Below are 23704 nucleotides of genomic sequence, written 5' to 3'. Positions count from 1 at the left end.
GCCGTCCGCGAAGTGCTGTCCGGTATCGGATTTCGGCGGACGGCCGACATGGTCTAAGCTCTCTCTCGGTAGCGTGTCCGAGCGGCCGAAGGAGCTCGCCTCGAAAGCGAGTGTGGGGAAACTCACCGTGGGTTCAAATCCCACCGCTACCGCCAGCAGAGAAACCGCCTCCGAACCGTGCGAACGGGTCGGGGGCGGTTTTGCGTGTGTCCGGGCGCCGGATGCCGGGCGCCCGGAGCCGGTTGGTCAAGGGGACCGGCGCTGGGGGATCATGCCCGGGGCGGCGCACGGGCCGGCTGCCGCCGCGCGGTCCGTACGAGACAGACGGCTCGGCGCGGGTGAACGCGTGCGGAGCCACGACAAGAAAGCACTGGCCGTTATGCAGATCGTGCGAGGCAAGAAGCTGGAAAAGGCCTCCGACGGGGAATTCCAGCAGCTGGTCGAGGAATGCTCCCGGGTCGTCGTGGACGTCGGGACGGGCGACGCACGGGCGTCCTACCGCATCGCCAAGGAGAATCCGTCCTGGCTGGTCGTGGGAGTGGACCCGGCGTGGCAGCGGATGACACAGACGAGCATTCGCAGCCGGCGGAAGCCCGCCAAGGGCGGCGTACCGAATCTGCTGCTGGTGAATTCCTCGATCGAGAACGCCCCGGCCGAGCTGCTGGGGGCCGCCGATGAATTGCTGGTCCTGATGCCCTGGGGGAAATTGCTCCACGGCCTGGTGCGCGGGGACGAGGACATCTGGAGCGGGCTGCGATCGGTGGCCAAGCCGAATGCGCCGCTCACCGCTACGGTCGGCACCAGCATCTGGCGCGAACCGGTGCCCCGCGACATCCAGGGCCTTCCGGAGCTGACCCACCCGTACGTGGACGAGGTGCTGTCCGCGAAAGCCCTCGCGTGCGGGTGGAAGGTCACCGATTTCCAGCTCACCAAGGCCGAGGAGGCCGCGGCGGTCTCGTCGTCGTGGGCCCGCAGGCTGGACGCGGCCAGCACCGAGGTCATCGCCACGCTGACGGCCGTCGCGGCCGGGGCGGACGCGGAGGGGCCCGCCGAAGCCGGGCGGTGAGCCGGCGGGGCGGGCGTCAGCCGGTCGGGAACTGCTTGCAGTACTCGTACATGGCCATGGCGCCGGCCGTCGCGACGTTGTAGCTGTGCGGGAAGCCCCAGACCGGGATTTCCACGCACTCGTCCACGCACGCGAGTTCGTCCTCCTTGAGGCCGGTGCGTTCGTTCCCGAGGACGATGACCGACTTACGGGGGAAGCTGATCTCGTGCAGGCTCTTGGAATTCGTGGCCTGTTCGAGCGCGATGATCGTGTAGCCGTCCTCGCGCATCTTCTTCAGTACCGGGGGAAGGCTCCTGCGCATTTCGATCTCGACGTGCTCGGCGCCGTCCCGGGCGATCTTCGGGTCGAGTTTCGCGTTGCCGCACGCGATGATCTTCTCCACTCCGCAGCATCCCGCCGTGCGCACCACACTCGACAGATTGACGCGACTGCGGAACGCCGAGCAAGCGATGACGAGCTCACGCTTACGGAGCAAGGAAGAGCCCGGCTTATGGCGGAGATGTTCGAACATGCCGATGAGTCTACGCGGGCGCCGCATACCGCTAACTCCGCTAACTCCGCGAGAGGGCGCGCAGGTTACCATGACCAATCGGAAGAACGGGACAGGACACCTAGCCGTGAGTAGGCCATGAAGATCCACGCCAGGGGCCACGAGAACGTCCGCGCGACCCACGCCAAGACCCTGGAGATCACCGGCGAGCAGGACATCACGCCCCGGGCGACCTGTGTCATCGGTGTCGGCGCCGCCCTCGACGGCCGGGAGCTGGCCCTGCTGCGCGGACCGGTCGCCGTCCGGCTCTCGGCCGGGCCGCACGTGGCCACAGGCACCGCCGTGGTCAACCCGCACCACGCGGTGACCGACCGGCTGGTCCTCAGGCGCAGCGACCACGGCTCGCCGGACACCTTCGCGGTCCGCAGCACGCTGGTGGCGAGCGCGCTCGACCCGGAGTTCGTCGCCGCGCTGGCCGACCCGGCGAACGAGGTGACCCTGACGCTCACCGAGGCGGGGCCCCGTCAGCCGCTCGTGCTCGTGAACCGCCGGGACCAGCCGGAGCCGCAGGGGCGGCCGGGGCTGCTGTGGCGGGCGGCGGCGGCCTCGGTGGACCTGGACGCCGCGCGCGTGCCGGACGACGCGCGGACGGCCCTGGCCGAGGGCGGGGTCGTCGCGGCGGTCACCTCGGGCCCGCTGGAGGGCCGCTCCCAGGCGGCCGGTGCGTGGCTGGCCGAGGCGGCCGGGCTGGGGGCCCGGTTCGAGGTGCTGGGCGATGCGACCGGGACCGTACCGGCGCTGCTGGCGGCGGGGCTGCCGGTCGCTCCCGTGATCGGGCTCGGCCGGGTCGACCGGCGGGCGCTCGCCGGGGCGCCCTGCGCGGACCTGCTGCGTTCGGCGGCGGTCCCCGTGGTGTTCCGGGCAGCGGGCGCGGACCTCGGGGTGCTGGGCGAGGTGCTGGCCGGGTCCTTCGGTGAGCGGCGGATCTCCGTTCCGGACGGCCGGCCCGACCTCGGGCACGGGGTGACGTGGCTGCCGCTCCCCGAGGCCGTCGAGTCGTTCGGGAGCGACGACGAGGGCGTGTTCGTCCTGGCACCGCCGGAGCGGGCCGCGTGGAACGTCGATCTGCGGCCCCTGCTCCCGCTCCTGGTCGAACAGGGAGTCACCGCCAGGACGTTGAGCACGGTGCTCCGCCCGTTCGGGATCAGCAGGCGGGACCTCTACGACGCGCTGGGCGACAAGGCCAGGAAACAGGCCGAGAAGTAGGCCGGGAAGGAAGGGGGAGGGGAAGCGGCATCGGGGGGACGAAGCCGCTTCCCCGGGAGACAGGTCCTGCCGGTCCTTGCCGCGGTCGGGGGAGGCCACGGCATGGGTCCCACGGAAGGTCCCTGCTCCCCGGCCCCCCGGCATCCGGTGGACCCGCGGGGCTCACTTTCCATTGTCGCGCGCCGCGGGCCCCACGTGAGCGGACCAAGGGCCCCGATCAATGGGTCATTGGTCCTCAAGCCGCGGTCCCGTACGCACCCCGGTCCTCGGCAAGCGATCGCAAACAGCCAGCGGATACGGGCATGCGTACGGATAGACTCGCCCGACCGCACAGGGGAGCGAAGGGGAGTCAGGGGCCGATGGTGCAAGCGAGGAAGATAGCCCTCTACGTGCTTGTCGTGTTCGTGCTCTACACGATCATCACGTCCCCGGAGCGGGCCGCGGATCTGGTCCAAGTAGGGTTCGAGGGCGTTTCGGACGCTGCCAAGGGCGTCGGTGACTTCATGTCCGAGCTGGTCAACTAGGAGTACCGCGTGATCCGCCATCTGGTCCTGTTCAAGCTGAACGACGGCGTCGAGCGGGACGATCCCCGGGTCGTGGCGGGTGCCCAGGCGTTCCGGGAGCTGGCGGGCAAGGTCCCCGAGCTGGAGTTCTGGGAGTGCGCCTGGAACATCACGGACCGGCCGATCGCGTACGACTTCGCCATCAACTCCGCCGTCGCCGACGAGGCCGCGCTGAAGCGCTACGTCGAGCATCCGGACCATCAGGCGGCCGCCGGCCAGTGGCGCGAGTTCGCCACCTGGGTGATCGCCGACTACCCGTTCTGACGGCTTCGGCCCTGCGAGCCCCTCACCATGCCGGTGAGGGGCTTTTCTTTGTGATGAGGCCATGGCGAGACGTTTTAAACCAAGGCCGGGTCAACACGGCGCTATGGGGTGCTTGCACATAGTGGTCATGTCTTGTGATGCTATGACCGCTTTTGACGGATGAATTGACCGAAGTTGACCGCGAAGGGGTGGCGTCACCGTGCCGGCCAGTACAGCGCCTCAAGTGCCTCCCCAGATCCATCAAGCGGCCCAGGCCACCCCTCCGGCGGCGCAGACCCACCAGGCGGCGCCGACCGTGCCGCCGGCCGGGTCCGCCCAGGCACCGGGCGCGGTGCGGACGATCGAGATCGAGACCGAGACCCCGGACGAGACGGTCACGCCCGCCAGGTCGCGGGGCGCGGACACCCGGGCGCTCACCCAGGTGCTCTTCGGCCGGCTCAAGGGCCTCGAACCGGGCACCCCGGAGCACGACCGGGTGCGGACCGCCCTGATCGAGGCGAACCTCCCCCTCGTGCGGTACGCCGCCGCGCGCTTCCGCAGCCGCAACGAACCGATGGAGGACGTCGTCCAGGTCGGCACGATCGGCCTGATCAACGCGATCGACCGCTTCGACCCCGAACGCGGCGTCCAGTTCCCGACGTTCGCCATGCCCACCGTGGTCGGCGAGATCAAGCGGTACTTCCGGGACAACGTGCGCACCGTCCACGTGCCCCGCCGGCTGCACGAGCTGTGGGTCCAGGTCACCGGCGCCACCGAGGACCTGACGACCGCTCACGGGCGCTCCCCCACCACCGCGGAGATCGCCGAGCGGCTGAAGATCTCCGAGGAGGAGGTGCTGGCCTGCATCGAGGCCGGCCGCTCGTACCACGCCACCTCGCTGGAGGCAGCCCAGGAGGGCGACGGGCTGCCCGGACTCCTGGACCGCCTCGGCTACGAGGACCCGGCCCTGGCGGGCGTCGAACACCGGGACCTGGTCCGGCATCTGCTCGTACAACTGCCCGAGCGCGAGCAGCGCATCCTGCTGCTGCGGTACTACAGCAACCTGACGCAGTCGCAGATCAGTGCCGAACTGGGTGTCTCCCAGATGCACGTGTCAAGGCTTCTGGCCCGAAGTTTCGCTCGACTTCGGTCAGCAAACAGGATCGAAGCGTAGCTCGAACGGGTAGACCGTCCTCGGGGCGTTTCCCGTCAGCCAAAAGCCTCACACCCCTTGTTAACTGCACAGACTCCCCCTTGACTTGTCGACAAGTCACTACAGCGTGTTGCCGACATGTGACATTCTGCGGGAAGCGCGTTTGCCGCAGCCCCGCCTCCGGTATTCAGGTGGAGGCTGCGTTCCTCCGATGGTCGTGGCCACCGCGACCGTCCGCGACCTCAAGGGGGTGGCATGTCCGAAGAACAGGGCAGCTCGAAGGTGCTCACGCTCACCAAGAGCGCTCCCGCACCCGTTGCGCTCACCAGCTCGCCGGAAGCCATCGACACCCGCACGCTGTCCCGCTCCCTGTTCCTGCGGCTCGCCNCACTGGGGCCCGCTCCGGGCCCCGGGGGAACCGACACTCCGGAGCGCGCCTATGTGCGGGACACACTGATCGAGCTCAACCTGCCGCTGGTGCGTTACGCCGCGGCGCGGTTCCGGAGCCGCAACGAACCGATGGAGGACATCGTCCAGGTCGGCACGATCGGCCTGATCAAGGCGATCGACCGATTCGACTGCGAACGGGGCGTCGAATTCCCGACGTTCGCGATGCCCACCGTCGTCGGCGAGATCAAGCGGTTCTTCCGCGACACCTCGTGGTCGGTGCGCGTGCCGCGCCGGCTCCAGGAGCTGCGCCTCGCCCTGACCCGGGCCAGCGACGAGCTCGCCCAGAAGCTCGACCGCTCCCCGACCGTCCCGGAGCTGGCCAAGGCGCTCGGCGTCTCCGAGGAGGAGGTCGTCGACGGCCTCGCCGTGGGCAACGCCTACACCGCCTCCTCGCTCGACTCGCCCTCCCCCGAGGACGACGGCGGCGAGGGCTCGCTGGCCGACCGGCTGGGCTACGAGGACGCGGCGCTGGAAGGCGTCGAGTACCGCGAGTCGCTCAAGCCGCTGCTGGCCAAACTCCCGCCGCGCGAACGGCAGATCATCATGCTGCGGTTCTTCGCCAACATGACCCAGTCGCAGATCGGCGAGGAGGTCGGCATCTCCCAGATGCACGTCTCGCGCCTGCTGACCCGCACCCTCGCCCAGCTCAGGGAAGGGCTCATCGCCGACTGAACCGGACCGCGAACCGGGCTACGGGGGTTCATAACTGACGACGCGTCAGGCACACTGGCGCGATGCGACGTCAGACACGCGTCACCGCCGGCCGCCGAGGCGCCTTGCTCACAGCGTCGGCGGCCGTGCTGTTCCTGGGCGGCGCGTCGGCGGGCTGCGGCGGGGCGGGTGGCGACGACGGCTATACGGCGCTCGGCGCGGCCGCCACGGGGCCGGGCCGGGGGCCCTCGGGGGCCGTCGCGCCCTCGGACGGCGTCACGCTGATCCCGCTGGACGGGGCCCGGAGCGGTACGAAGGGGGGCGGCGGCGCGAGTCCCTCGCCGGGGGCGCCCGGAGGCGGGGGCTCGGACACGGCGCGGCCCGGTGGCCCGGGATACGTCCCCGGGCCCGGCTCCGGACCTGCCTCCGGCCGTACGACCGGCTCACCCGGACCGTCCGGCTCACCCGCCGCACCGGCCACGGGAACCACAGCGCCCCCGCACGGCACTCCGGGCACCACTGCCCCCGCGAGCCCGTCCCGGCCCACGGACCCCGGCGACCCCACCAGTCCCACCGCACCCACCGGACCCGCCGTGCTCCACGTGGGCGCGCCCGTGCGGGCGGCGGCGGACGACCGCTGGTGCGAGAAGGTGACCGTGGAGTTCCGTAACAGCGGAGGGGCGCCCGTGCGGTCGGGGACCGTCACCTTCGCCACGCATGTCATCGGCGGGCTGGGGGTCGACTGGGCGACCCTGGAATCGACAGCGCCGCTGCCCGCGCCGATCGACGCGGGAGCGGCGCGGAAGAAGACGTACACCGTCTGTGTGGACGCCTGGCGGGTGCCCCTGGGTATGCGTGTCGAGACCCGGGACGTCACCGCCGCCTGGAAGTGACGAGGGACGGGGAGCGGGGGGGCGGTCAGCCGAATGCGAGCCAGGCGACCGCGCCGAGCACGATGACCACCGCGACGATCCCGACGATCAGGCCGGTCCTCGGCCCGGAAGAGGAGGAGGAGACGGCCGCGGGCTGCTGCCGGCGCTGCGGCTCGCCCTCGTCGACGAAGGCGCGGAACATCTGGGTGCTGCCGGCCGGGTCGTGGGAGCCCTCGGGACCCTGCGGTGCGTGGGGATTGTGTGCCATGTCGCAGGACACTAGCGAACTCGGCCGAACGGCCCAACCCCCGGGCTCCGCCTCCCGATCCACCACCCCTGTGGCGCGCGCCACACCCGACGCCCCTCTACCGCAGACCCTGCTGGTTTGACCAGTACCCTACGCAGCCTTTTGCGTTCCTTTACCCCAGCAAGCCCCTTTTCGTTTGCCTGCAGCAACCAACGGCTTCTATGGTTGCCCTAAGCAACAAGATGGCCGGTGAGATGAGATGTCTGGGGGTTCCGTGGCCGCACGGAGTCAGTACGAAGAACTGGCCCGGCAGCTGAGCGCCATCGGAGCCGTCAAGCGAGGTCTCGCCCGCATCCTGCCCGCCGAGTGCCCTGGCGGGTCCGCCGCCGTACTGACTCTGCTGAGCCGGCACGGGGAGATGCGGATCAGCCGGCTGGCCGAGCTCCTCTCGGTCGACATGTCGGTGACCAGCCGGCACGTCGCCCACGTGGCGGAACGCGGCTGGATCGAACGGTTCCCGGACCCGGCGGACAAGCGGTCCCGCATTCTGCGGCTGACCCCCGCGGGGGAAGGGGTCCTCGACGACCTCTCCCGGCGGACGACCGAGATGTTCGCCGGTCATCTTCAGGATTGGTCCGACGAGGAAGTCGGACAGCTCAACACGTTGCTGGCCCGGCTGCGCGACAGCTTCTCCTGTCGCGGCACCGGAGGATGCGCCCCGGGGAAGCACAGCGGCGACTGCCGCCCCCGGCAGGCCGACAGCCACGACGGCTCGTACACCCGTACACCCGTGTAACAGAAGCAAGGACAAGGACTTAAATGGCTACGACCACACCGAGCGGTGTGCGGGGCGGCCACGCCAAGCACGGAGGGCACGACGCCTCCGACGGCACGCCGATGACACACCGGCAGATCATGGAAGCACTGACCGGGCTGCTGCTCGGCATGTTCGTCGCGATCCTGTCGTCCACCGTCGTCTCCAACGCCCTGCCGGAGATCATCTCCGACCTCGGCGGCGGACAGAGCGCCTACACCTGGGTCGTCACGGCCTCGCTGCTGGCGATGACGGCGACCACCCCGCTGTGGGGCAAGCTCGCCGACCTGTTCAGCAAGAAGCTGCTGGTTCAGATAGCCCTGATCATCTACGTGGGCGGTTCGGTCGTCGCCGGTCTCTCGACCAGCAGCGGCATGCTGATCACCTGCCGTGTCGTGCAGGGCATCGGCGTCGGCGGTCTCTCCGCCCTCGCCCAGATCGTGATGGCCGCGATGATCGCCCCGCGCGAGCGCGGCCGTTACAGCGGTTACCTCGGCGCGGTCTTCGCCGTCGCCACCGTCGGCGGCCCGCTGCTCGGCGGTGTCATCACCGACACCAGCTGGATGGGCTGGCGCTGGTGCTTCTACGTGGGTGTGCCGTTCGCGGTCATCGCCCTCATCGTGCTCCAGAAGACCCTGAAGCTCCCGGTCGTCAAGCGTGAGGTCAAGGTCGACTGGACCGGCGCCTTCTTCATCAGCGCCGCCGTCTCGCTGCTGCTCCTGTGGGTGACGTTCGCGGGCGACAAGTACGACTGGATGTCCTGGCAGACCGGCGTGATGCTCGCGGGCTCCGTGGTGCTGACGCTGCTCTTCGTCCTCACCGAGTCCCGGGCCAGCGAGCCGATCATCCCGCTGCGTCTCTTCCGCAACCGGACCATCACGCTCGCGTCGCTGGCCTCGCTGTTCGTCGGTATCGCGATGTTCGCCGGCACCGTCTTCTTCAGCCAGTACTTCCAGCTGGCGCGCGGCAAGTCGCCGACGATGTCCGGTGTGATGACGATCCCGATGATCGGCGGTCTGTTCCTCTCCTCGACCCTCTCCGGCCAGATCATCACCAAGACCGGCCGCTGGAAGGCCTGGCTGGTCAGCGGTGGCTTCCTGGTCACCGCCGGCCTGGGGATGCTCGGCACGATCCGCTACGACACGACGTACTGGCACATCGCGATCTACATGTTCGTCATGGGTCTCGGCATCGGCATGATGATGCAGAACCTGGTGCTCGCCACGCAGAACCAGGTGGACCCGTCCGACCTCGGTTCGGCCAGCTCCGTCGTCACGTTCTTCCGTTCCCTCGGTGGTGCGATCGGTGTCTCGGCGCTGGGCGCCGTCATGGCCAACCGCGTCACCCACTACGTCAAGACCGGCCTGGCGGACCTCGGTCCCGAGGGTGCGGCCCTGGGCCACGGCGGTACCGGCGGCGGGGGTATCCCCGACCTGGACAAGCTGCCCCCGGCCTTCCGTACGGTCGTGGAGGCCGCCTACGGGCACGGCGTCGGTGACGTCTTCCTGTACGCCGCTCCGGCCGCGCTCGTCGCCTTCCTGATCACGATCTTCATCAAGGAGGTCGCGCTCAGGACGAGGGCCGGCAACGACAGCCCCGACAAGGCCGAGGCGCTCGCCGAGGTCCCCGCGGGTACGGCCGAGGCCGTCGCCGAGGGAGCCGCCGGAGTCACCGCGGTGGACACGGCCGAGGGCACGGTCGCGGACGCCCCGGTGGACTTCGCCAAGAGCGGCACCGCCGTCCACGGTGTGGTGCGCGGCGCCGAAGGCGCTCCCGTCGGCCGGGCCGCCGTCACGCTGATCTCGCTCGGCGGCCGTCAGCTGGGCATCGCCGCCGCACAGGACGACGGCCGTTACACCCTGGACGCCCCGGGCGCCGGTTCGTACGTGCTGATCGCGTCCGCCGACGGCTTCCAGCCGCAGGCCTCCACCGTGGTCGTCGGCGACGAGCCGCTGGCGTACGACATCCTGCTCGCCGGTACGAGCGGCCTCGCCGGCATCGTGCGGGCCGCCGAGAGCGGCACGCCGGTCGCGGACGCCATGGTCGTCGTGACCGATGTGCGCGGCGACGTGCTGGCCACCGGCAAGTCCGGTGAGACGGGCGACTTCACCTTCGGTGAGCTGGTCCCCGGTGCGGTGACCGTCGCGGTCAACGCGGCCGGATTCCGCCCGCTGGCCCTGCCGGTCGAGATCGGCGGCCAGGGGATCACCCGCGTCGAGGCCGCGCTGCGGGCCGGTGCGCTGGTCCAGGGCATCGTGCGGGCTGGTGCGAGCCGCCGCCCGCTGCCGGACGCCCGGGTCACCCTGGTCGACGCGGCCGGCAACGTGATCGCCAACTCGACGACCGGGGAGGACGGGGCGTACGCCTTCGCCGACCTGGACGCGGGCGAGTACTCGGTCATCGCGACCGGCTACCCGCCGGTGGCCGGTGCCCTGACCGTGGCCGGTCACGGGGTCGACGGCCACGACATCGAGCTCGCCCACCCCGGTGAGTAGGACGGGCGAGTAACCCGAGCGGTCCGGGGCATACCCCACGGACCCACAAGACCCCTGGCGGGGGCGGCGTTTCGAGCGGAGGCGCCGCACCGGCCGGTGGAAATGGGCCCCGGTGGCGGGGACGGCAGGCAGGGGACGGCCTGCCGCCCCCGCCCCGGGGCCCGACTCATTGAGTGGCCCGGCCCGGGGACCGGGCGGGCCACTGAGCAAGGAGAGAGAGAACGGGATGGGACTTCGCGCACAGGTACGGACGCGGGACGGCTGGGCCGTCCAGCACGCGGTCGTGACGGTCACCGACATGACCGGCACCCAGGTGCTGCGTGCCGCCGCCGACGAGGCCGGGGCGGTACGCACCGAGACCCCGCTGTCCGCGGGCGCGTACACGGTGATCGTGACGGCGGTCGGGTACGCCCCCGCCGCCTCCACGGCCCTCGTCACGGCGAGCGGCCAGGTCGAGGCCGGGACGGTCGTGCTGAACCGCCAGGGCGGCGTGGAGCTGCCGCCGCCGGGCGCCTGGTCGCTGGACCCGGCGCACTCCTCGGTCGGGGCGGTCGCGCAGCACCTGGGGATCTCCAGCGTGCACGGCCGGTTCACCGAATTCTCCGGGCGCGTCGAGATCGCACGGGACGTCCAGAACTCCCGCGTGGACGCCGTGATCAGCGCGGCGAGCATCGACACCGGCAACGGCATGCGGGACAAGCACCTGCGCTCGCCCGACTTCCTGGACGCCGACCGGTTCCCCGAGATCACCTACCGCTCCAGCGGGCTGACCCCGGCCGGGCCCGACCGCTGGACCGTGCACGGCGAGCTGACCCTGCGTGGCGTCGAGCGGCCCATCGACCTCGACCTGAGCTACCTCGGCACCGGCCCCGACCCGTGGGGCGGGGTGCGCGCCGCCTTCAGCGCGACGGCCGAGCTGCACCGCGAGGACTTCGCCATGAACTACAACCAGGTGGTCCAGGCCGGCATCTCGGCGATCGGCACCACACTCCGCATCGAGCTGGACGTCCAGGCCGTACAGGGCGATTCCCTGCCCGCCGTCTGACGCTCCCCGGTCGTAGGGTCGGTTCCATGGCACCCAACATCGCGACCAACACCGCCGTGGAACTCGACGACCTGCTGGCGTTCGTGCGGCCCCGGCACCGGGCGATCCTGCTGACCACCCGGGCCGACGGCCGCCCCCAGGGCTCCCCGCTCACCTGCGGCGTGGACGACGCCGGCCGGATCGTCGTCTCCACGTACCCCGAGCGCGCCAAGACCCGCAACGCCAAGCGCGACGAGCGGGTCAGCGTCATCGTGCTGTCCGACGAGTGGAACGGACCCTGGGTCCAGATCGACGGATCGGCCGAGGTCATCGACGCGCCGGATTCGGTCGAGCCGCTCGTGGAGTACTTCCGGAACATCTCCGGCGAGCACCCCGACTGGGACGAGTACCGGGCGGCGATGCTGAAGCAGGGCAAGTCGATCATCCGGATCACCCCGGAGCGCTGGGGCCCGGTCGCGACGGGCGGCTTCCCCGCCCACCTCGCCCCGTGATCTCCCCCGCCCTGCTGGGCCGGGCCCGGCTGCTGGCCGGGCCCGAGGTGAGCGAGACCGCCGCGCGAGGCCTGGCAAGGGCCTCTGCCCGGCCCTTCGAACGCGGTACCCCCGGCGACGGCCCCTACGTCTACGTGGGGGCCTCGCTGCCCGACGCGCCGCGCGGGGCGGACCTGGTCTGGTTCCACAGCGTGAACGCCGGCACGGACGCCCTGCTGGACGCCGGGCCCTGGCCACGCACCGCACTGCTCACCCGGACGGTGGGCCGGATGGGCGAGCGCATCGCGCAGTACGTCCTCGGCTGGATCCTCGCCGAGTGCCAGTCGGTCCCGGAGTACACCGCCCTGCACGCCCGCGCCGAGTGGCGCCGTATCCCCGGTGAGCTCGTCGCCGGGCAGACCGCCGTCGTGCACGGCATCGGCCGGATCGGCTCCGCCGTCGCCGCGCGGCTGCGGGCCTGCGGCATCCGGACGGTGGGCGTGGCCCGCACCCCGCGCGAACTCCCGCCCGGCTTCGACGCGCTCGCCGCGCCGGACGAACCGGTGGCCGCCCGCTGGGTGGTCGCCGCGCTCCCGCTGACCGGGGCGACGGCCGGGTACTTCGGGGCGGACCGGTTCGCCGCGATGGGCGGGGCGACGTTCCTCAACGTGGGGCGGGGCGCGACCGTGGAGCTTGGGGCGCTGGAGGGGGCGCTGCGCTCGGGGGCGGTGGGGCGGGCGGTGCTGGACGTGCTGCCCGACGAGCCGGCCGCGCCCGGTGATCCGTGCTGGCGGCTGCCGCGTACGGTGATCACCTCGCACTCGGCGGGCATCACGGCCGACGACGACATCGTCACCGACTTCACGGCGTGCCTGCGGGAGTTGACGGCCGGGCGCGTGCCGCCGCTCACCGTGGACACGGCACGGGGCTACTGAGCCCGTTGTGCGTGGGACCGCTCCCCTTCGGCCCGTTCGCGCATCGCGTCGATGCCCGCGATCAGCAGGTCCAGCGCGAAGGTGAAGTCCCGGTCGCGCATCTCCTCGATGGCCACGCCGCCGCGCGCGGCCATGAGGTCCCGCGAGTCCTCCACGAACTCGTCCAGCTCGGGCTGTTCCCCGACCGCGGACATCGCCTGCCGGAAGTACTGGTCCTGGGTGAGTCCCGCCTCCGCGCTGCGCTGCGCGAACTGGCCCTCGACCGTGCCGAATCCGTATACGAACTGGAAGACCGCGGCGAGCGCGCCGCTGCGGCCCTCCAGGGGCAGGCCGGTCGAGCGGATCACGTCCTGGATGGTGTGGGTCACCAGCAGCGAATGCGGCCCGAGGTTCAGGAACTTGCCCGCGAGCGGCGAGACCCAGGCGTGCCGGACCAGCAGCGTGCGGTAGGCGGTGGCCACCGCGCGCAGCCGGTCCTGCCAGGGGGCGTCCGCGGGCGGTGGCCCGATCTCGCTGTAGACCGCGTCGAGGGCCAGTTCCAGCAGGTCGTCCTTGGTGTCGACGTACCAGTAGAGGGACATCGCGGTCACGTTCAGCTCGGCGGCCAGCCGGCGCATGGAGAACTTCGCGAGGCCCTCGGCGTCCAGCAGCCGGACCGAGGCGGCGGTGATCCTCTCCCGGTCGAGGCCGGCCGGCTGGGCCGTCCTGCGGGAGCGGGAGGGCGGCCGGGTGTTCAGCCACACGCTGGTCCTGGCAGGGTTCTTCACTCGGTCGGCCGCGGACACCATGGCGCACTCCCTCGTCTCACCGGCGGGACGGACGGACCGGCCCCGTACCGCGTACCCCGAAACGGAGGCACGCGGTCCGGTGGTCCCGACTGATGCTATGCCGCTGCCGCGGCCGGGTCGGCCCGTTCCGATTCTCCCCGCTCGGCCCGGCGCAGCAGGAGAGCGGCCAGCAGACCGCCGGCCAGGACGGCCACCGCTCCGCCGAGCATGCTGGTCTCCAGGCCCGAGGAGAACGCGTCCGTGATCCGCGCCCGCTCCTCCTCACCGGCCGCGGCGGCCAGGGCGGCGGGCAGTGAGGCGGCGCCGACGGCGGACGGGACGAGCGCGGCGAACCGGGAGTTGAGGACCGCGCCGAGTACGGCGACCCCGAGGCCGTTGCCGCATTCGGCGAGCGTGCCGTTGACGCCCGCGCCGACCCCGGCCTTCTCGGGCGGGATCGCGCTCATGATCGCGTTGGCCATGGCGGGCATGGCGAGCGCGATCCCGACGCCCATCACGAGCAGGCCGAGCAGCATGCCGCCGTAGCCGTCGCCGCCGAGCAGGGCGATCGAGGCCAGCCCCACGGCGAGCAGCCCCATGCCGGACGCGATGGTGAGCGGGGTGCCGAGCCTGGGGACCAGGCGGGCGCCGAGTCCGGTGAGGTTGAGGGCGACGACGCTCAGGGCGAGCGGGGCCGTGCGCAGTCCGGCCTCCAGCGGGCCGTAGCCGAGGACGAACTGCAACTGCTGGGTGAGCAGGAAGAGCGAGCCGCCCATCCCGAACGCGACCAGGACCGCGCCCGCGACCGCCCCGACGAACTTCTGGTTGCGGAAGAAGTGCATGTCCAGCATCGGGTACGGGATGTGCAGCTCCCACAGCACGAAGCCGGTGAGGACGGCGACCCCGGTGAACGCGGTCAGCAGCACCCGGCCCGAGGTCCAGCCGTGCCCGGGGCCCGAGATGATCGCGTACACGACGGCGGCCATGCCGATGGTGGACAGCAGCGCGCCCAGCAGGTCGGGGCGCTCACCGCTCGCGTTCTTCGACTCGGGGACCAGCCGGGCCACGGCGACCAGGCCGATGACGGCGACCGGGATGTTGATCAGGAAGATCGCGCCCCACCAGAAGTGGTCGAGCATGACACCGCCGATCAGCGGGCCGACGGCGAAGCCGAGCGAACTCACGGTCGACCAGATGCCGATGGCCTTCACCCGCTCGCTGTCGTCGAAGATCTGGACGACGACGGCCAGCGTGGTGGTCATCAGCAGTGCCCCGCCGACGCCCATGCCGGCCCGTGCGGCGATCAGCTGGGCGGACGACCCGGCGAGCCCGGCCACCAGGGAGCCGATGCCGAACAGGGCGAGCCCCGCGATCAGCATCTTCTTGCGCCCGTAGCGGTCGGCGGAGCTTCCGGCCGTGAGCAGCAGCCCGGACTGGACGAGCGAGTAGGCGTTGATCATCCACTGCACATCGGCGGTGGAGGCGTTCAACTCCCTGGTCAGGGAGGGGATCGCCACGTTGAGGACGGTGTTGTCGAGCAGCACGACCAGCTGGGCGAGGCAGATGACGCCGAGGATCAGCCAGCGCTGCGGATGGCTCGGCCCGGCGAGCGGGTTGTTCTGCGCGGCGTCGGTCGCCGTCATGCGTGCTCCCTGCGGTCGGTCGGGTGTCCCCGCACCTTCTTATACGGTGTACAGGGAATGAGTTGTACACCGTATAGGGACCGGATGGGGCGTACAACCGGCTTTTCGCGGGTACGGTGCCGGTCGCCGATCCGGCAACGGTCCGTCACCTGGAGTTGGAGCGCTATGTCACTGCGTCGTCGTACGGTGGAAGTCCTGGTGGCCGTGGGCCTGTTGGGGACGGCGCTCGCGCCTCCCGCGACAGCCGCGGGACACGGGCACGGGCACGGTCCCGGGCAGTCGGTGCCGCTGCGCGTCGCCACGTACAACATCCATGCCGGCGCCGGCATGGACAACGTCTTCGATCTCGACCGCCAGGTGGCCGCGCTCCGCTCGCTCGACGCGGACGTCATCGGGCTCCAGGAGGTCGACGTCCACTGGGACGCCCGCAGCGAGTGGCGCGATCTCGCAAGCGAACTGGCCCGGCGGCTGCGGATGCACGTGTCCTTCGCCCCGATCTACGACTTCGACCCGGTGGCCGAGGGCGAGCCGAGGCGCGAGTTCGGGGTGGCGGTGCTGTCCCGGTACCGGATAGTGAGCGCCGAGAACCATGACATCACCCGGCTCTCCACCCAGGACCCGGACCCGGTCCCGGCGCCCGGACCCGGCTTCGGCGAGGTGGTCCTGCGGGTGCGCGGCCTGCCGGTCCATGTGTACGCGACGCACCTCGACTTCCGGGGCGACCCGTCCGTCCGCGTCGCCCAGGTCGCGGACACCCGGCGGATCATGGCGGAGGACCGGAAGTCGGAGCGCGGCCCGGTCCGGCAGATCCTGCTCGGCGACTTCAACGCGGCGCCCACCGCCCCGGAGCTGGCCCCGCTGTGGGAGAACCTGACCGACATCGAGCCCGGCGCGCCCACCTTCCCGGCGCAGGACCCGGTGCAGCGGATCGACTACGTGGCCGTCTCGAAGGACACCATCCGGGTACGCGACGCGGCGGTGACCGAGACGCTCGCCTCGGACCACCGCCCTGTCGTCGCCGACCTGGAGCTGCGGCGCTGAGTCCGGGAACGGTCAGCTGTCCGTCGCCGGCTGGGTCAGGTCGTAGAACGTGGCGCTGCCCACCGTCACCTCCTTGAAGTTCTTCTCGACCCAGGAGGAGATCTTCGAGGCGGTGCCGCTGCCGCCCATGCCGCCGCCCTGGCCGCCGCCTTCTCCGCCGGAGACGAAGTAGTGGATGCGGCCGTCCTCGACGTACTTCTCGAACTGCGCGAGCGTCGGGGACGGGTCGCTGCCGTTGAAGCCGCCGATCGCCATCACGGGCTTCTCGGTGGCGAGTTGGTAGCTCGCCGCGTTCTGCGAGCCGATGGCGGCGGCCGCCCAGGTGTAGTCGTCGGCGTTCGCCTCCAGGAGCTTCCTGGCCTCGGAGCCGACGGACGCGCCGTTGAGCAGTCCGCCCATGCCGCCGCCACCGCCGGGGGCGCCGCCGCGTTCGCCGGCGGGCCGGTTGTTCTGGTTGTTCTGGTTGCTCTGGTTGCTCTGTGAGGGTGCTTGGCCCTGGCCTGTGCCCTGGTTCTGGCCCGTGCCCTGGCCGGGCGGGGTGCCGGTGGGGGGCCGGCCCATGCCGCCACCGCCGCCGTCACCGCCGCCGCCCGGTCCGCCGCCGCGACCGCCACCGCCGGGGCCGCCCATGCCGCCGGAGGACGGGCCCGCCGTGACGATGGAGCCCTGGTGGCCCGTGTTGAGCGTGCTGATCGTGTACGCGGTCGGGGCGGCCAGCGACGCGGCGAAGCCGAGCACCACCGCGGCCAGGGCGAGCCGGCGGCCGAGCCGGGACGCGAACAGCAGGCCCACCGCCGCCACGACCCCGGCGACGAGCACCGTGGTCCGCAGCCACGGCTGGTAGTCGGGCGTCCGCCCCAGCAGGACGTACGCCCAGTACGCCGTCACCGCGACCACGGCCGCGAGCGTGGCGCCCGCCCACCAGCGGGCCCGCTCCTCCCACAGGACCGTGACGCCCATGCCGATCAGCGCCGCGACGCATGGGGCCAGGGCCACCGTGTAGTACTGGTGGAAGATGCCGGCCATGAAGCTGAACACGGCCGCCGTCATCAGCAGCGAACTGCCCCAGGCGAGGAAGGCCGCGCGGGCGGTGTCCGTACGCTTCCCCCGCCAGGTCAGCCAGACACCCGCGACGAGCAGGATCAGGGCGGCGGGCAGCAGCCAGGAGATCTGGGACCCGATCTCGGAGTTGAACATCCGCCCGGGACCGGTCTCGCCCCACTGACCGCCGCCACCGCCTCCCCCGCCGCCTACGCTGCCGGTCTCGTCGCCGTTGATCCGGCCGAGCCCGTTGTAGCCGAAGGTCAGCTCAAGGAAGGAGTTGTTCTGCGAACCGCCGATGTACGGGCGGGAGGAGGCGGGCCACAGCTCGACGACCGCGACCCACCAGCCGCCCGCGACGGCCATGGCGAGCGCGGAGAGCCCCAGCTGCCCGAACCGCTTGCGTACGGAGACCGGCGCGAACACCGCGTACAGCACCGCCAGGGGCGGCAGGATCAGGAACGCCTGGAGGGTCTTGGACAGGAACGCGAGCCCGACCGCGACGCCCGCCCACACCAGCCACTTGGTGCGGCCGTGCTCCATCGCGCGCAGCACGCAGTAGACGGTGACGGTCATCAGCAGCGCGAGCAGCGCGTCCGGGTTGTTGAAGCGGAACATCAGCGCGGCGACGGGCGTGAGCGCGAACACCGCCATGGTGATCAGCCCGGCGGCGGCGCTGAACCGGCGGCGTACGGCCGCGTACAGCACCCCGGCCGTCGCCGCGGCCATCAGCACCTGCGGGGCCAGGATCGCCCACGAGCCGAGGCCGAAGACCCGCACGGACAGGGCCATCGGCCACAGGGCGGCCGGGGGCTTGTCGACGGTGATGGCGTTGGCCGAGTCCAGCGAGCCGAAGAAGAACGCCTTCCAGCTCCGGCTGCCGGCCTGCACGGCCGCGGAGTAGAAGGAGTTGGCGTAGCCGGAGGCGCCGAGGTTCCAGAAGTACGTCAGCGTGATGACGAGGAGCAGGGCGAGGAAGGCCGGGCGCACCCAGGGCGCGTCCTCGGGCCGCCCGCGCCAGGCGCGGCCCGGCAGCGAGGTGCCGGCCCGTACATGACCCGGGGGCGTGTCCGGCCGGGCCGGGGCGTAGGCGGGGTCGAACGTGGTCATCGGGCGTTCCTCAGGTGGTGGGTGGTGGTGGTGTCGGCGGAGACCGCGGCCGGTGCCGCTCCCTGGCCCGCTCCCCGGTCCGCATCCCGGTCCGCTTCCCGGCCCCGGTCCGGGAAGACCCAGGCGCGGAAGAGCAGGAAACGGAGCACGGTCGCCGCGAGGTTGGCCGCGATCAGTACGGCGAGTTCGGTGGTGTGCGAGGGCGATCCGGACGCCGCGCCCAGGGCCGCGAGCGAACCGCTGGTCAGGGCGAGGCCGATGGCGAAGACCACGAGGCCCTGCGCCTGGTGGCGTACGGCGCCGCCCCGGCCCCGTACACCGAAGGTGAGCCTCCGGTTCGCCGCGGTGTTGGCGACGGCGGAGACGAGGAGCGCGGCCCCGTTGGCGAGCTGGGGCCCGGCGCCGAGCCGGAAGAGGGAGTACAGCGCCAGGTAGAACAGGGTGGACAGGGCGCCCACGACACAGAACCCGACCAGCTGCCGGGCCGGCCCGCCCGGCACCCCGCCGATCCCCCGGTCCCGCGGGTCGTCCCCGAAGGGCCGCGCCAGCCGGTCCAGCGGCAGCCCGCCGACGGCGAGCGCCCGCCCGACCCGCCACACGCCCTTCAGGTCATCGGTGGCGGTGCGCACGATGTGAACGGTGGAGTCGGGGTCGTCCACCCAGTCGACCGGCACCTCGTGGATGCGCAGCCCGGCCCGCTCGGCCAGCACCAGCATCTCGGTGTCGAAGAACCACCCGGTGTCCTCCACCATCGGCAGCAGCCGCTGCGCGACCTCGCGGCGGATCGCCTTGAACCCGCACTGCGCGTCACTGAACCGGGCGGCCAGCGACGAGCGCAGGATGATGTTGTACGCCCGCGAGATGAACTCCCGCTTCGTCCCCCGCACCACCCGCGAACTGCGCGCCAGCCGCGAGCCGATGGCGAGGTCCGAGTGCCCCGAGATGAGCGGCGCCACCAGCGGGAGCAGCGCGTTGAGGTCGGTGGACAGGTCCACGTCCATGTAGGCGAGAACCGGCGCGTCCGAGTGCGTCCAGACGGTACGCAACGCCCGCCCGCGCCCCTTCTCCTCCAACCGGAACGACCGCACCCCCGGCAACAACCGCGCCAGCCGCCGCGCCACCTCGGGCGTACGGTCGGTGCTCGCGTTGTCCGCGACGGTGATCCGGAAGGCGTACGGGAAGGTGCGCGCCAGGTGCTCGTGCAGCCGCAGGACACACGGTTCGAGGTCCTTCTCCTCGTTGTGGACGGGTACCACCACATCCAGCACGGGGTCACCCGCCACACCGCCCGCACCGGCCAGGAGGTGGTCCCGGGTCGGCAAGGTGCTCCAAGGAGTCTCTGTTCGCATGCCACCGACACTCGTCAACCGCGCTGTCACAGGTGTGTGGTGAGGCTGTGGGACGTCTGTGAGTGGGCGCGGGCGCCCCGGCGGCTCGGTGGGCCGTTCACACGATGCAGTGGGTGTGCGTAACCAATGGGGCGACGTGTCGTTGAGCTGGGACCGGGGGTGGGTGCCGGGGGTGTCGAGGTGGGGGAGCGGCGGGGGTCCGTCCGGAGCAGGACCTCTTGCCGAGCCATCGCGTCCACTGCCGGGCCGGCCGGTCGGGCCGGGGCCGTTTCGTCGTGAGCGCTGTCGCGGTGGGCTCGGTCACCACTTGACCCGAACGCGACCGGTGGCTTGAGCTTCCCGTCGCGGGCCGGGTCGCCGCAGGAGAAGGGGAATGCTGTATGAGTTCCGAAGAGAGCCCCGGCCTGCCCGGTTCACCGCGTCCCCCGGGGCGGTTCGTGCCCGCGCGTGGGGTGTATACGGAGGCGGCGCGCCTGCGAAGGCTGGGCTGGCTCCGCTCCAGGACCCGGTCGGCGCTGAGTTCCCTTCAGCACACACGGCTGGACGCCGGCAGGCTGACCGGGAACATCGAGGGATTCGTCGGCACCGTCGAGATTCCGGTCGGGGTGGCCGGGCCCCTGCTGTTTCGCGGGACGCACGTCCAGGGCGAGGTCTACGCGCCGCTGGCGACCACGGAAGGCGCTCTGGTCTCGTCGGCGACGCGTGGGGCGCTGGCCGTCACGATGGCGGGTGGCGTCAGTACGCACGCCGTCTCGCAGGCGATGACGCGCGCCCCCGTATTCGCGTTCGCCCGCCTGGCGGACGCCTGCCGTTTCGCCTCGGCGGTCTCCCGGTACCTCGGTGAACTCCGTACGGCCGTCCGGGAGGTCTCCGGCCATGCCGTGCTCGACTCGATCGAACCCGTGGTCCTGGGCAGGACCGTTCACCTGAGGTTCAGGTACACCACCGGGGACGCGGCGGGGCAGAACATGACGACCGCCTGTACGTGGCACGCGTGTCAGTGGCTTCTGCGGCAACCGCGGCTGTTCGCGGGCGGGGCGCTCGAATCCTTCATCATCGAAGGCAACTCGTCGGGCGACAAGAAGGCGTCGGCCCTGGCCCTGGCGGAGGGCCGCGGGACCAGGGTGGCAGCCGACTGCGTGCTGCCGGCCGGAGTGATCGAACGGGTCCTCAGGACCACCCCCGACGAGTTGGTGCGCGGGTACCAGCACCTCGCGGCCGGGGCGGTCCACAGCGCGATGCTGGGGTCCAACGCCAACTCCGCCAACATCGTGGCGGCGATCTTCGCCGCGACCGGCCAGGACATCGCCTGCGTCCACGAGTCGGGTTCGGGGCACTTCCTCCTCGAACGCACACCGGACGGCGTCCACGCGAGCATGACCCTGCCCGGACTGGCACTCGGCACGGTCGGTGGCGGTACCCATCTGCCCACGCAGCACGAGCTGTTGGAACTCATGGGCTGCACCGGCCCGGGGAGCGCCGTCCGGCTGGCGGAGATCATCGCGGGCTTCGCCCTGGCCCTGGACCTGTCGACCGTGTCCGCGGCCGTGTCGGGAGACTTCGCCAGCGCCCACGAACGCCTCGGCCGCAACAGGCTGCCCCAGCAGAGTGGCAGCGGCCAGTACGCCGCGCCCTCGTGACGCCGCGTCGGCGGGCGGCGTCACACCGGGCCGGCGCCCCTGCGGCGGGCGGCGTCACCCCGGGGCGGGCGGCGTCGCCCCCGGGGCGGGCGCCTCACACAGCCACCGCCCCGTCCACCGGCAGACGCACCGCGAACACCGTCTCCCCCGGGACCGACCGGACCTCCGTGACGCCCCCGTGCGCCGCCACCACCGCCTGGACGATGGCCAGGCCGAGGCCCGTCGAGCCGGCGTTGCGGGAGCGGGAGGCGTCGCCCCGGGCGAAGCGTTCGAAGACGTGGGGGAGGAGGCCGGGCGGGATGCCGGGGCCGTTGTCCTGGACCTCCAGGGTGACCCACGGGTTGCCGGGGGCCGCCAGGACGCGGGCGGTGACCGTGGTGCCGGGTGGGGTGTGGGTGCGGGCGTTGGCCAGGAGGTTGACCAGGACCTGTTGGATACGGGTGGGGTCGGCGTGGAGGGTGGCGGGGGTGTCGGGGAGGTCCAGCCGCCAGCGGTGTGCGGCGCGGTCCGCGGCTCGGGCGTCGCTCACCGCGTCCACGACGAGCGGCGAGAGATCGGTGCTCTCGCACAAGAGCGGGCGGCCCGCGTCCAGGCGGGCCAGCAGGAGCAGGTCCTCGACCATGCCCGTCATGCGCTGCGCCTCGGACTCGATACGGCCCAGCGCGTGCCGGGTGTCGGGCCCCGTCTCCTCACGGCCGCGCCGGGTGAGTTCGGCGTAGCCGCGTATCGAGGCGAGCGGGGTGCGCAGCTCGTGGCCGGCGTCCGCGACGAACTGGCGCACCCGCGTCTCGCTGCGCTGCCGCGCGTCCAGCGCGGAGCCGACGTGGCCCAGCATCCGGTTGAGGGCCGCGCCGACCTGGCCGACCTCCGTGCGCGGGTCCGCCTCGGCCTCCGGGACCCGCTCGAACAGGGCCACCTCACCACTGTGCAGGGGAAGTTCGGAGACCCGGGTCGCCGTGGCGGCCACCCGGCGCAGGGGGCGGAGAGCCACCCCGACCATCGCCGCGCCCGCGATCCCCGCCGCGACGAGCCCCGCGCCGGTCACGCAGACCTCGACCAGGATCAGGGTGCCCAACGCGCGGCTCACCTCCGTGGTGGGGATGCCGACCAGGACGGACCCGCCGCCGCCCGCGGGCACCGCGCGTACCCGGTAGCCGCCCAGACCGGGCAGCTCGACGTCGTGCGCGCTGTTGTCCGCGGTGACACCGGCCGCCGTGAGGGCCTTCCGCTGCGCCCCGGTCAGCGGCTGGGTGTTCTCGGCGGCGTCGGGGCCGCCGTCCTTCACCACCGCGGAGTCGGCGACCGCGCCGTCCTCCACCAGCGCGCCGAACGTCTGGAGGGGCTGGCCGCCCATGCCGATGAAGGCGAGCGGGTCGCGGTCCGAAGCGCCCCCCGGGCTCTTGGGGCCTCCCGGGCCCGGCGCGCCCGGCACGCGTTCCGCGCGGACCGCGATGTCCCGCAGCTGGTCGTCCAGTTTCCCGTACATGTAGCTGTGGAAGGCGATGGCGGTCACCGAGCCGATCACGGCGGCGACCACCGCGATCAGGGTCACCGCCGAGACCACGAGACGGGTGCGCAGCGTCCAGGGCCGGCCCGCGCGGCTACTCACCGGGCTTGATCAGGTATCCCGCCCCGCGCCGGGTGTGGATCATGGGCGTGCGGCCCGCGTCGATCTTCTTGCGCAGGTAGGAGATGTACAGCTCGACCACGTTGGCCTGGCCGCCGAAGTCGTAGTTCCAGACCCGGTCCAGGATCTGCGCCTTGCTCAGCACCCGGCGCGGATTGCGCATCAGGAACCGCAGCAGCTCGAACTCGGTCGCCGTCAGGTGGATGTTCTTCCCGCCCCGGCTCACCTCGTGGCTGTCCTCGTCCAGCATCAGATCGCCCACGACGAGCTGGGACTCGCTGCGCGCCGCCGCCGTGCCCGAACGCCGGATCAGGCCGCGCAGCCGGGCCACGACCTCCTCCAGACTGAACGGCTTGGTGACGTAGTCGTCGCCGCCCGCCGTGAGCCCGGCGATCCGGTCCTCCACGGAGTCCCGCGCGGTCAGGAACAGCACCGGCACGTCGGACAGCTCCCGGCGCAGCCTGCCGAGGACGGCGAGGCCGTCCATGTCGGGCAGCATCACGTCGAGGATCACCGCGTCGGGCCGGAAGTCCCTGGCCGTCCGCACGGCGTCGGCGCCGTCCCCGGCACTGCGCACCTCCCAGCCCTCGTAACGAAGCGCCATGGACAGCAGCTCCGCGAGCGGGGCCTCGTCGTCCACGACCAGGACCCGGACGGGGGTGCGGTCCGGCCTGAGCAGTTCGGTACGCCCCTGGGGCGAGGTCGTCGTCATGACGGCAAGCCTGC

22 protein-coding genes and 1 tRNA gene are annotated in these 23704 nt (G+C 71.9%); 15 read left to right on the top strand and 8 right to left on the bottom strand.

Annotated elements, in window-relative coordinates; genetic code table 11:
- Positions 1–67 precede the first annotated feature (67 nt).
- Positions 68–155: transfer RNA gene (locus tag B082_RS0122440), tRNA-Ser, on the top strand.
- Positions 156–379: 224 nt separating this feature from the next.
- On the top strand, positions 380–1066 hold the full coding sequence (locus B082_RS0122435) for a class I SAM-dependent methyltransferase (protein WP_018554058.1): 687 nt from the start codon (positions 380–382) through the stop codon (positions 1064–1066).
- A 16-nt stretch (positions 1067–1082) separates the two neighbouring features.
- Here the strand turns inward: B082_RS0122435 and B082_RS0122430 are convergent, their stop codons facing one another.
- A complete protein-coding gene (locus tag B082_RS0122430) occupies positions 1083–1577 on the bottom strand; it encodes a TrmH family RNA methyltransferase (protein ID WP_026250074.1) in 495 nt (164 codons plus the stop codon).
- A 117-nt stretch (positions 1578–1694) separates the two neighbouring features.
- Here B082_RS0122430 and B082_RS36415 point away from each other — a divergent pair, with 117 nt between their 5' ends.
- From B082_RS36415 to B082_RS38175, 6 genes are all read left to right on the top strand, one after another.
- Positions 1695–2822, top strand: coding sequence for a DUF371 domain-containing protein (locus B082_RS36415; protein WP_018554056.1), 1128 nt, complete (start codon positions 1695–1697; stop codon positions 2820–2822).
- Positions 2823–3211: 389 nt separating this feature from the next.
- Positions 3212–3346, top strand: a complete 135-nt coding sequence (locus B082_RS40280) for a hypothetical protein (RefSeq protein ID WP_267885845.1) — start codon at positions 3212–3214, stop codon at positions 3344–3346.
- A 9-nt stretch (positions 3347–3355) separates the two neighbouring features.
- Entirely contained in the window at positions 3356–3649 is a 294-nt protein-coding gene (locus B082_RS0122415; RefSeq protein WP_018554054.1) for a Dabb family protein, read from the top strand.
- Positions 3650–3872: 223 nt separating this feature from the next.
- Complete coding sequence (locus B082_RS0122410; protein ID WP_018554053.1) at positions 3873–4802, top strand: SigB/SigF/SigG family RNA polymerase sigma factor; 930 nt, start codon at positions 3873–3875, stop codon at positions 4800–4802.
- 234 nt (positions 4803–5036) lie between these two features.
- A complete protein-coding gene (locus B082_RS0122405) occupies positions 5037–5903 on the top strand; it encodes an RNA polymerase sigma factor SigF (RefSeq protein ID WP_018554052.1) in 867 nt (288 codons plus the stop codon).
- Positions 5904–5965: 62 nt separating this feature from the next.
- Positions 5966–6775 (top strand): hypothetical protein, encoded by an 810-nt coding sequence (locus B082_RS38175; RefSeq protein WP_078622627.1) that lies wholly within the window; start codon positions 5966–5968, stop codon positions 6773–6775.
- 25 nt (positions 6776–6800) lie between these two features.
- Here B082_RS38175 and B082_RS0122395 read toward each other — a convergent pair whose 3' ends face one another.
- Positions 6801–7022: a hypothetical protein gene (locus B082_RS0122395; protein ID WP_026250072.1), complete on the bottom strand. Its 222-nt coding sequence runs from the start codon at positions 7020–7022 to the stop codon at positions 6801–6803.
- Positions 7023–7275: 253 nt separating this feature from the next.
- Here B082_RS0122395 and B082_RS0122390 point away from each other — a divergent pair, with 253 nt between their 5' ends.
- From B082_RS0122390 to B082_RS0122370, 5 genes are all read left to right on the top strand, one after another.
- Positions 7276–7797, top strand: a complete 522-nt coding sequence (locus B082_RS0122390; RefSeq protein ID WP_018554049.1) for a MarR family winged helix-turn-helix transcriptional regulator — start codon at positions 7276–7278, stop codon at positions 7795–7797.
- Positions 7798–7820: 23 nt separating this feature from the next.
- Complete coding sequence (locus B082_RS0122385; protein WP_026250071.1) at positions 7821–10310, top strand: MFS transporter; 2490 nt, start codon at positions 7821–7823, stop codon at positions 10308–10310.
- Positions 10311–10536: 226 nt separating this feature from the next.
- The gene (locus B082_RS0122380) at positions 10537–11355 is read left to right on the top strand and encodes a YceI family protein (protein ID WP_018554047.1); all 819 of its coding nucleotides are present in this window, start codon (positions 10537–10539) and stop codon (positions 11353–11355) included.
- A gap of 26 nt (positions 11356–11381) precedes the next feature.
- On the top strand, positions 11382–11846 hold the full coding sequence (locus B082_RS0122375) for a PPOX class F420-dependent oxidoreductase (RefSeq protein WP_018554046.1): 465 nt from the start codon (positions 11382–11384) through the stop codon (positions 11844–11846).
- Positions 11843–12760: an NAD(P)-dependent oxidoreductase gene (locus B082_RS0122370; RefSeq protein ID WP_018554045.1), complete on the top strand. Its 918-nt coding sequence runs from the start codon at positions 11843–11845 to the stop codon at positions 12758–12760. The genes B082_RS0122375 and B082_RS0122370 overlap by 4 nt, the downstream gene beginning before the upstream one ends.
- On the opposite strand, the gene B082_RS0122365 is transcribed toward B082_RS0122370, so the two are convergent.
- Entirely contained in the window at positions 12754–13548 is a 795-nt protein-coding gene (locus B082_RS0122365) for a TetR/AcrR family transcriptional regulator (RefSeq protein ID WP_018554044.1), read from the bottom strand. The two genes, B082_RS0122370 and B082_RS0122365, sit on opposite strands and share 7 nt — an antisense overlap.
- Before the next feature lie 95 nt (positions 13549–13643).
- Positions 13644–15170, bottom strand: a complete 1527-nt coding sequence (locus B082_RS0122360) for an MFS transporter (protein WP_018554043.1) — start codon at positions 15168–15170, stop codon at positions 13644–13646.
- 165 nt (positions 15171–15335) lie between these two features.
- On the opposite strand from B082_RS0122360, the gene B082_RS0122355 reads away from it, so the two are divergent.
- A complete protein-coding gene (locus B082_RS0122355; protein WP_026250070.1) occupies positions 15336–16211 on the top strand; it encodes an endonuclease/exonuclease/phosphatase family protein in 876 nt (291 codons plus the stop codon).
- Positions 16212–16223: 12 nt separating this feature from the next.
- Here the strand turns inward: B082_RS0122355 and B082_RS0122350 are convergent, their stop codons facing one another.
- Together B082_RS0122350 and B082_RS0122345 are read right to left on the bottom strand one after the other, a co-directional pair.
- Positions 16224–18362, bottom strand: a complete 2139-nt coding sequence (locus tag B082_RS0122350) for an ArnT family glycosyltransferase (protein ID WP_018554041.1) — start codon at positions 18360–18362, stop codon at positions 16224–16226.
- Positions 18359–19711, bottom strand: coding sequence for a bifunctional glycosyltransferase family 2/GtrA family protein (locus tag B082_RS0122345; protein ID WP_078622626.1), 1353 nt, complete (start codon positions 19709–19711; stop codon positions 18359–18361). Before B082_RS0122345 ends, B082_RS0122350 begins: the two co-directional genes overlap by 4 nt.
- A 380-nt stretch (positions 19712–20091) precedes the next feature.
- Between B082_RS0122345 and B082_RS36410 the strand changes: the two genes are divergently transcribed.
- Entirely contained in the window at positions 20092–21351 is a 1260-nt protein-coding gene (locus tag B082_RS36410; RefSeq protein ID WP_018554039.1) for a hydroxymethylglutaryl-CoA reductase, read from the top strand.
- Positions 21352–21445: 94 nt separating this feature from the next.
- On the opposite strand, the gene B082_RS0122335 is transcribed toward B082_RS36410, so the two are convergent.
- A complete protein-coding gene (locus tag B082_RS0122335) occupies positions 21446–22960 on the bottom strand; it encodes a sensor histidine kinase (RefSeq protein WP_026250069.1) in 1515 nt (504 codons plus the stop codon).
- Complete coding sequence (locus tag B082_RS0122330; RefSeq protein ID WP_018554037.1) at positions 22953–23690, bottom strand: response regulator transcription factor; 738 nt, start codon at positions 23688–23690, stop codon at positions 22953–22955. Before B082_RS0122330 ends, B082_RS0122335 begins: the two co-directional genes overlap by 8 nt.
- Between the last annotated feature and the right edge of the window lie 14 nt (positions 23691–23704).

It is taken from the genome of Streptomyces sp. ATexAB-D23, assembly GCF_000373645.1.
In the GTDB taxonomy this organism is placed as follows: Bacteria; Actinomycetota; Actinomycetes; order Streptomycetales; family Streptomycetaceae; genus Streptomyces; species Streptomyces castrisilvae.
Note: the sequence above shows the minus strand (reverse complement) of the source record. Positions and strands in the feature narration are given on the sequence as shown.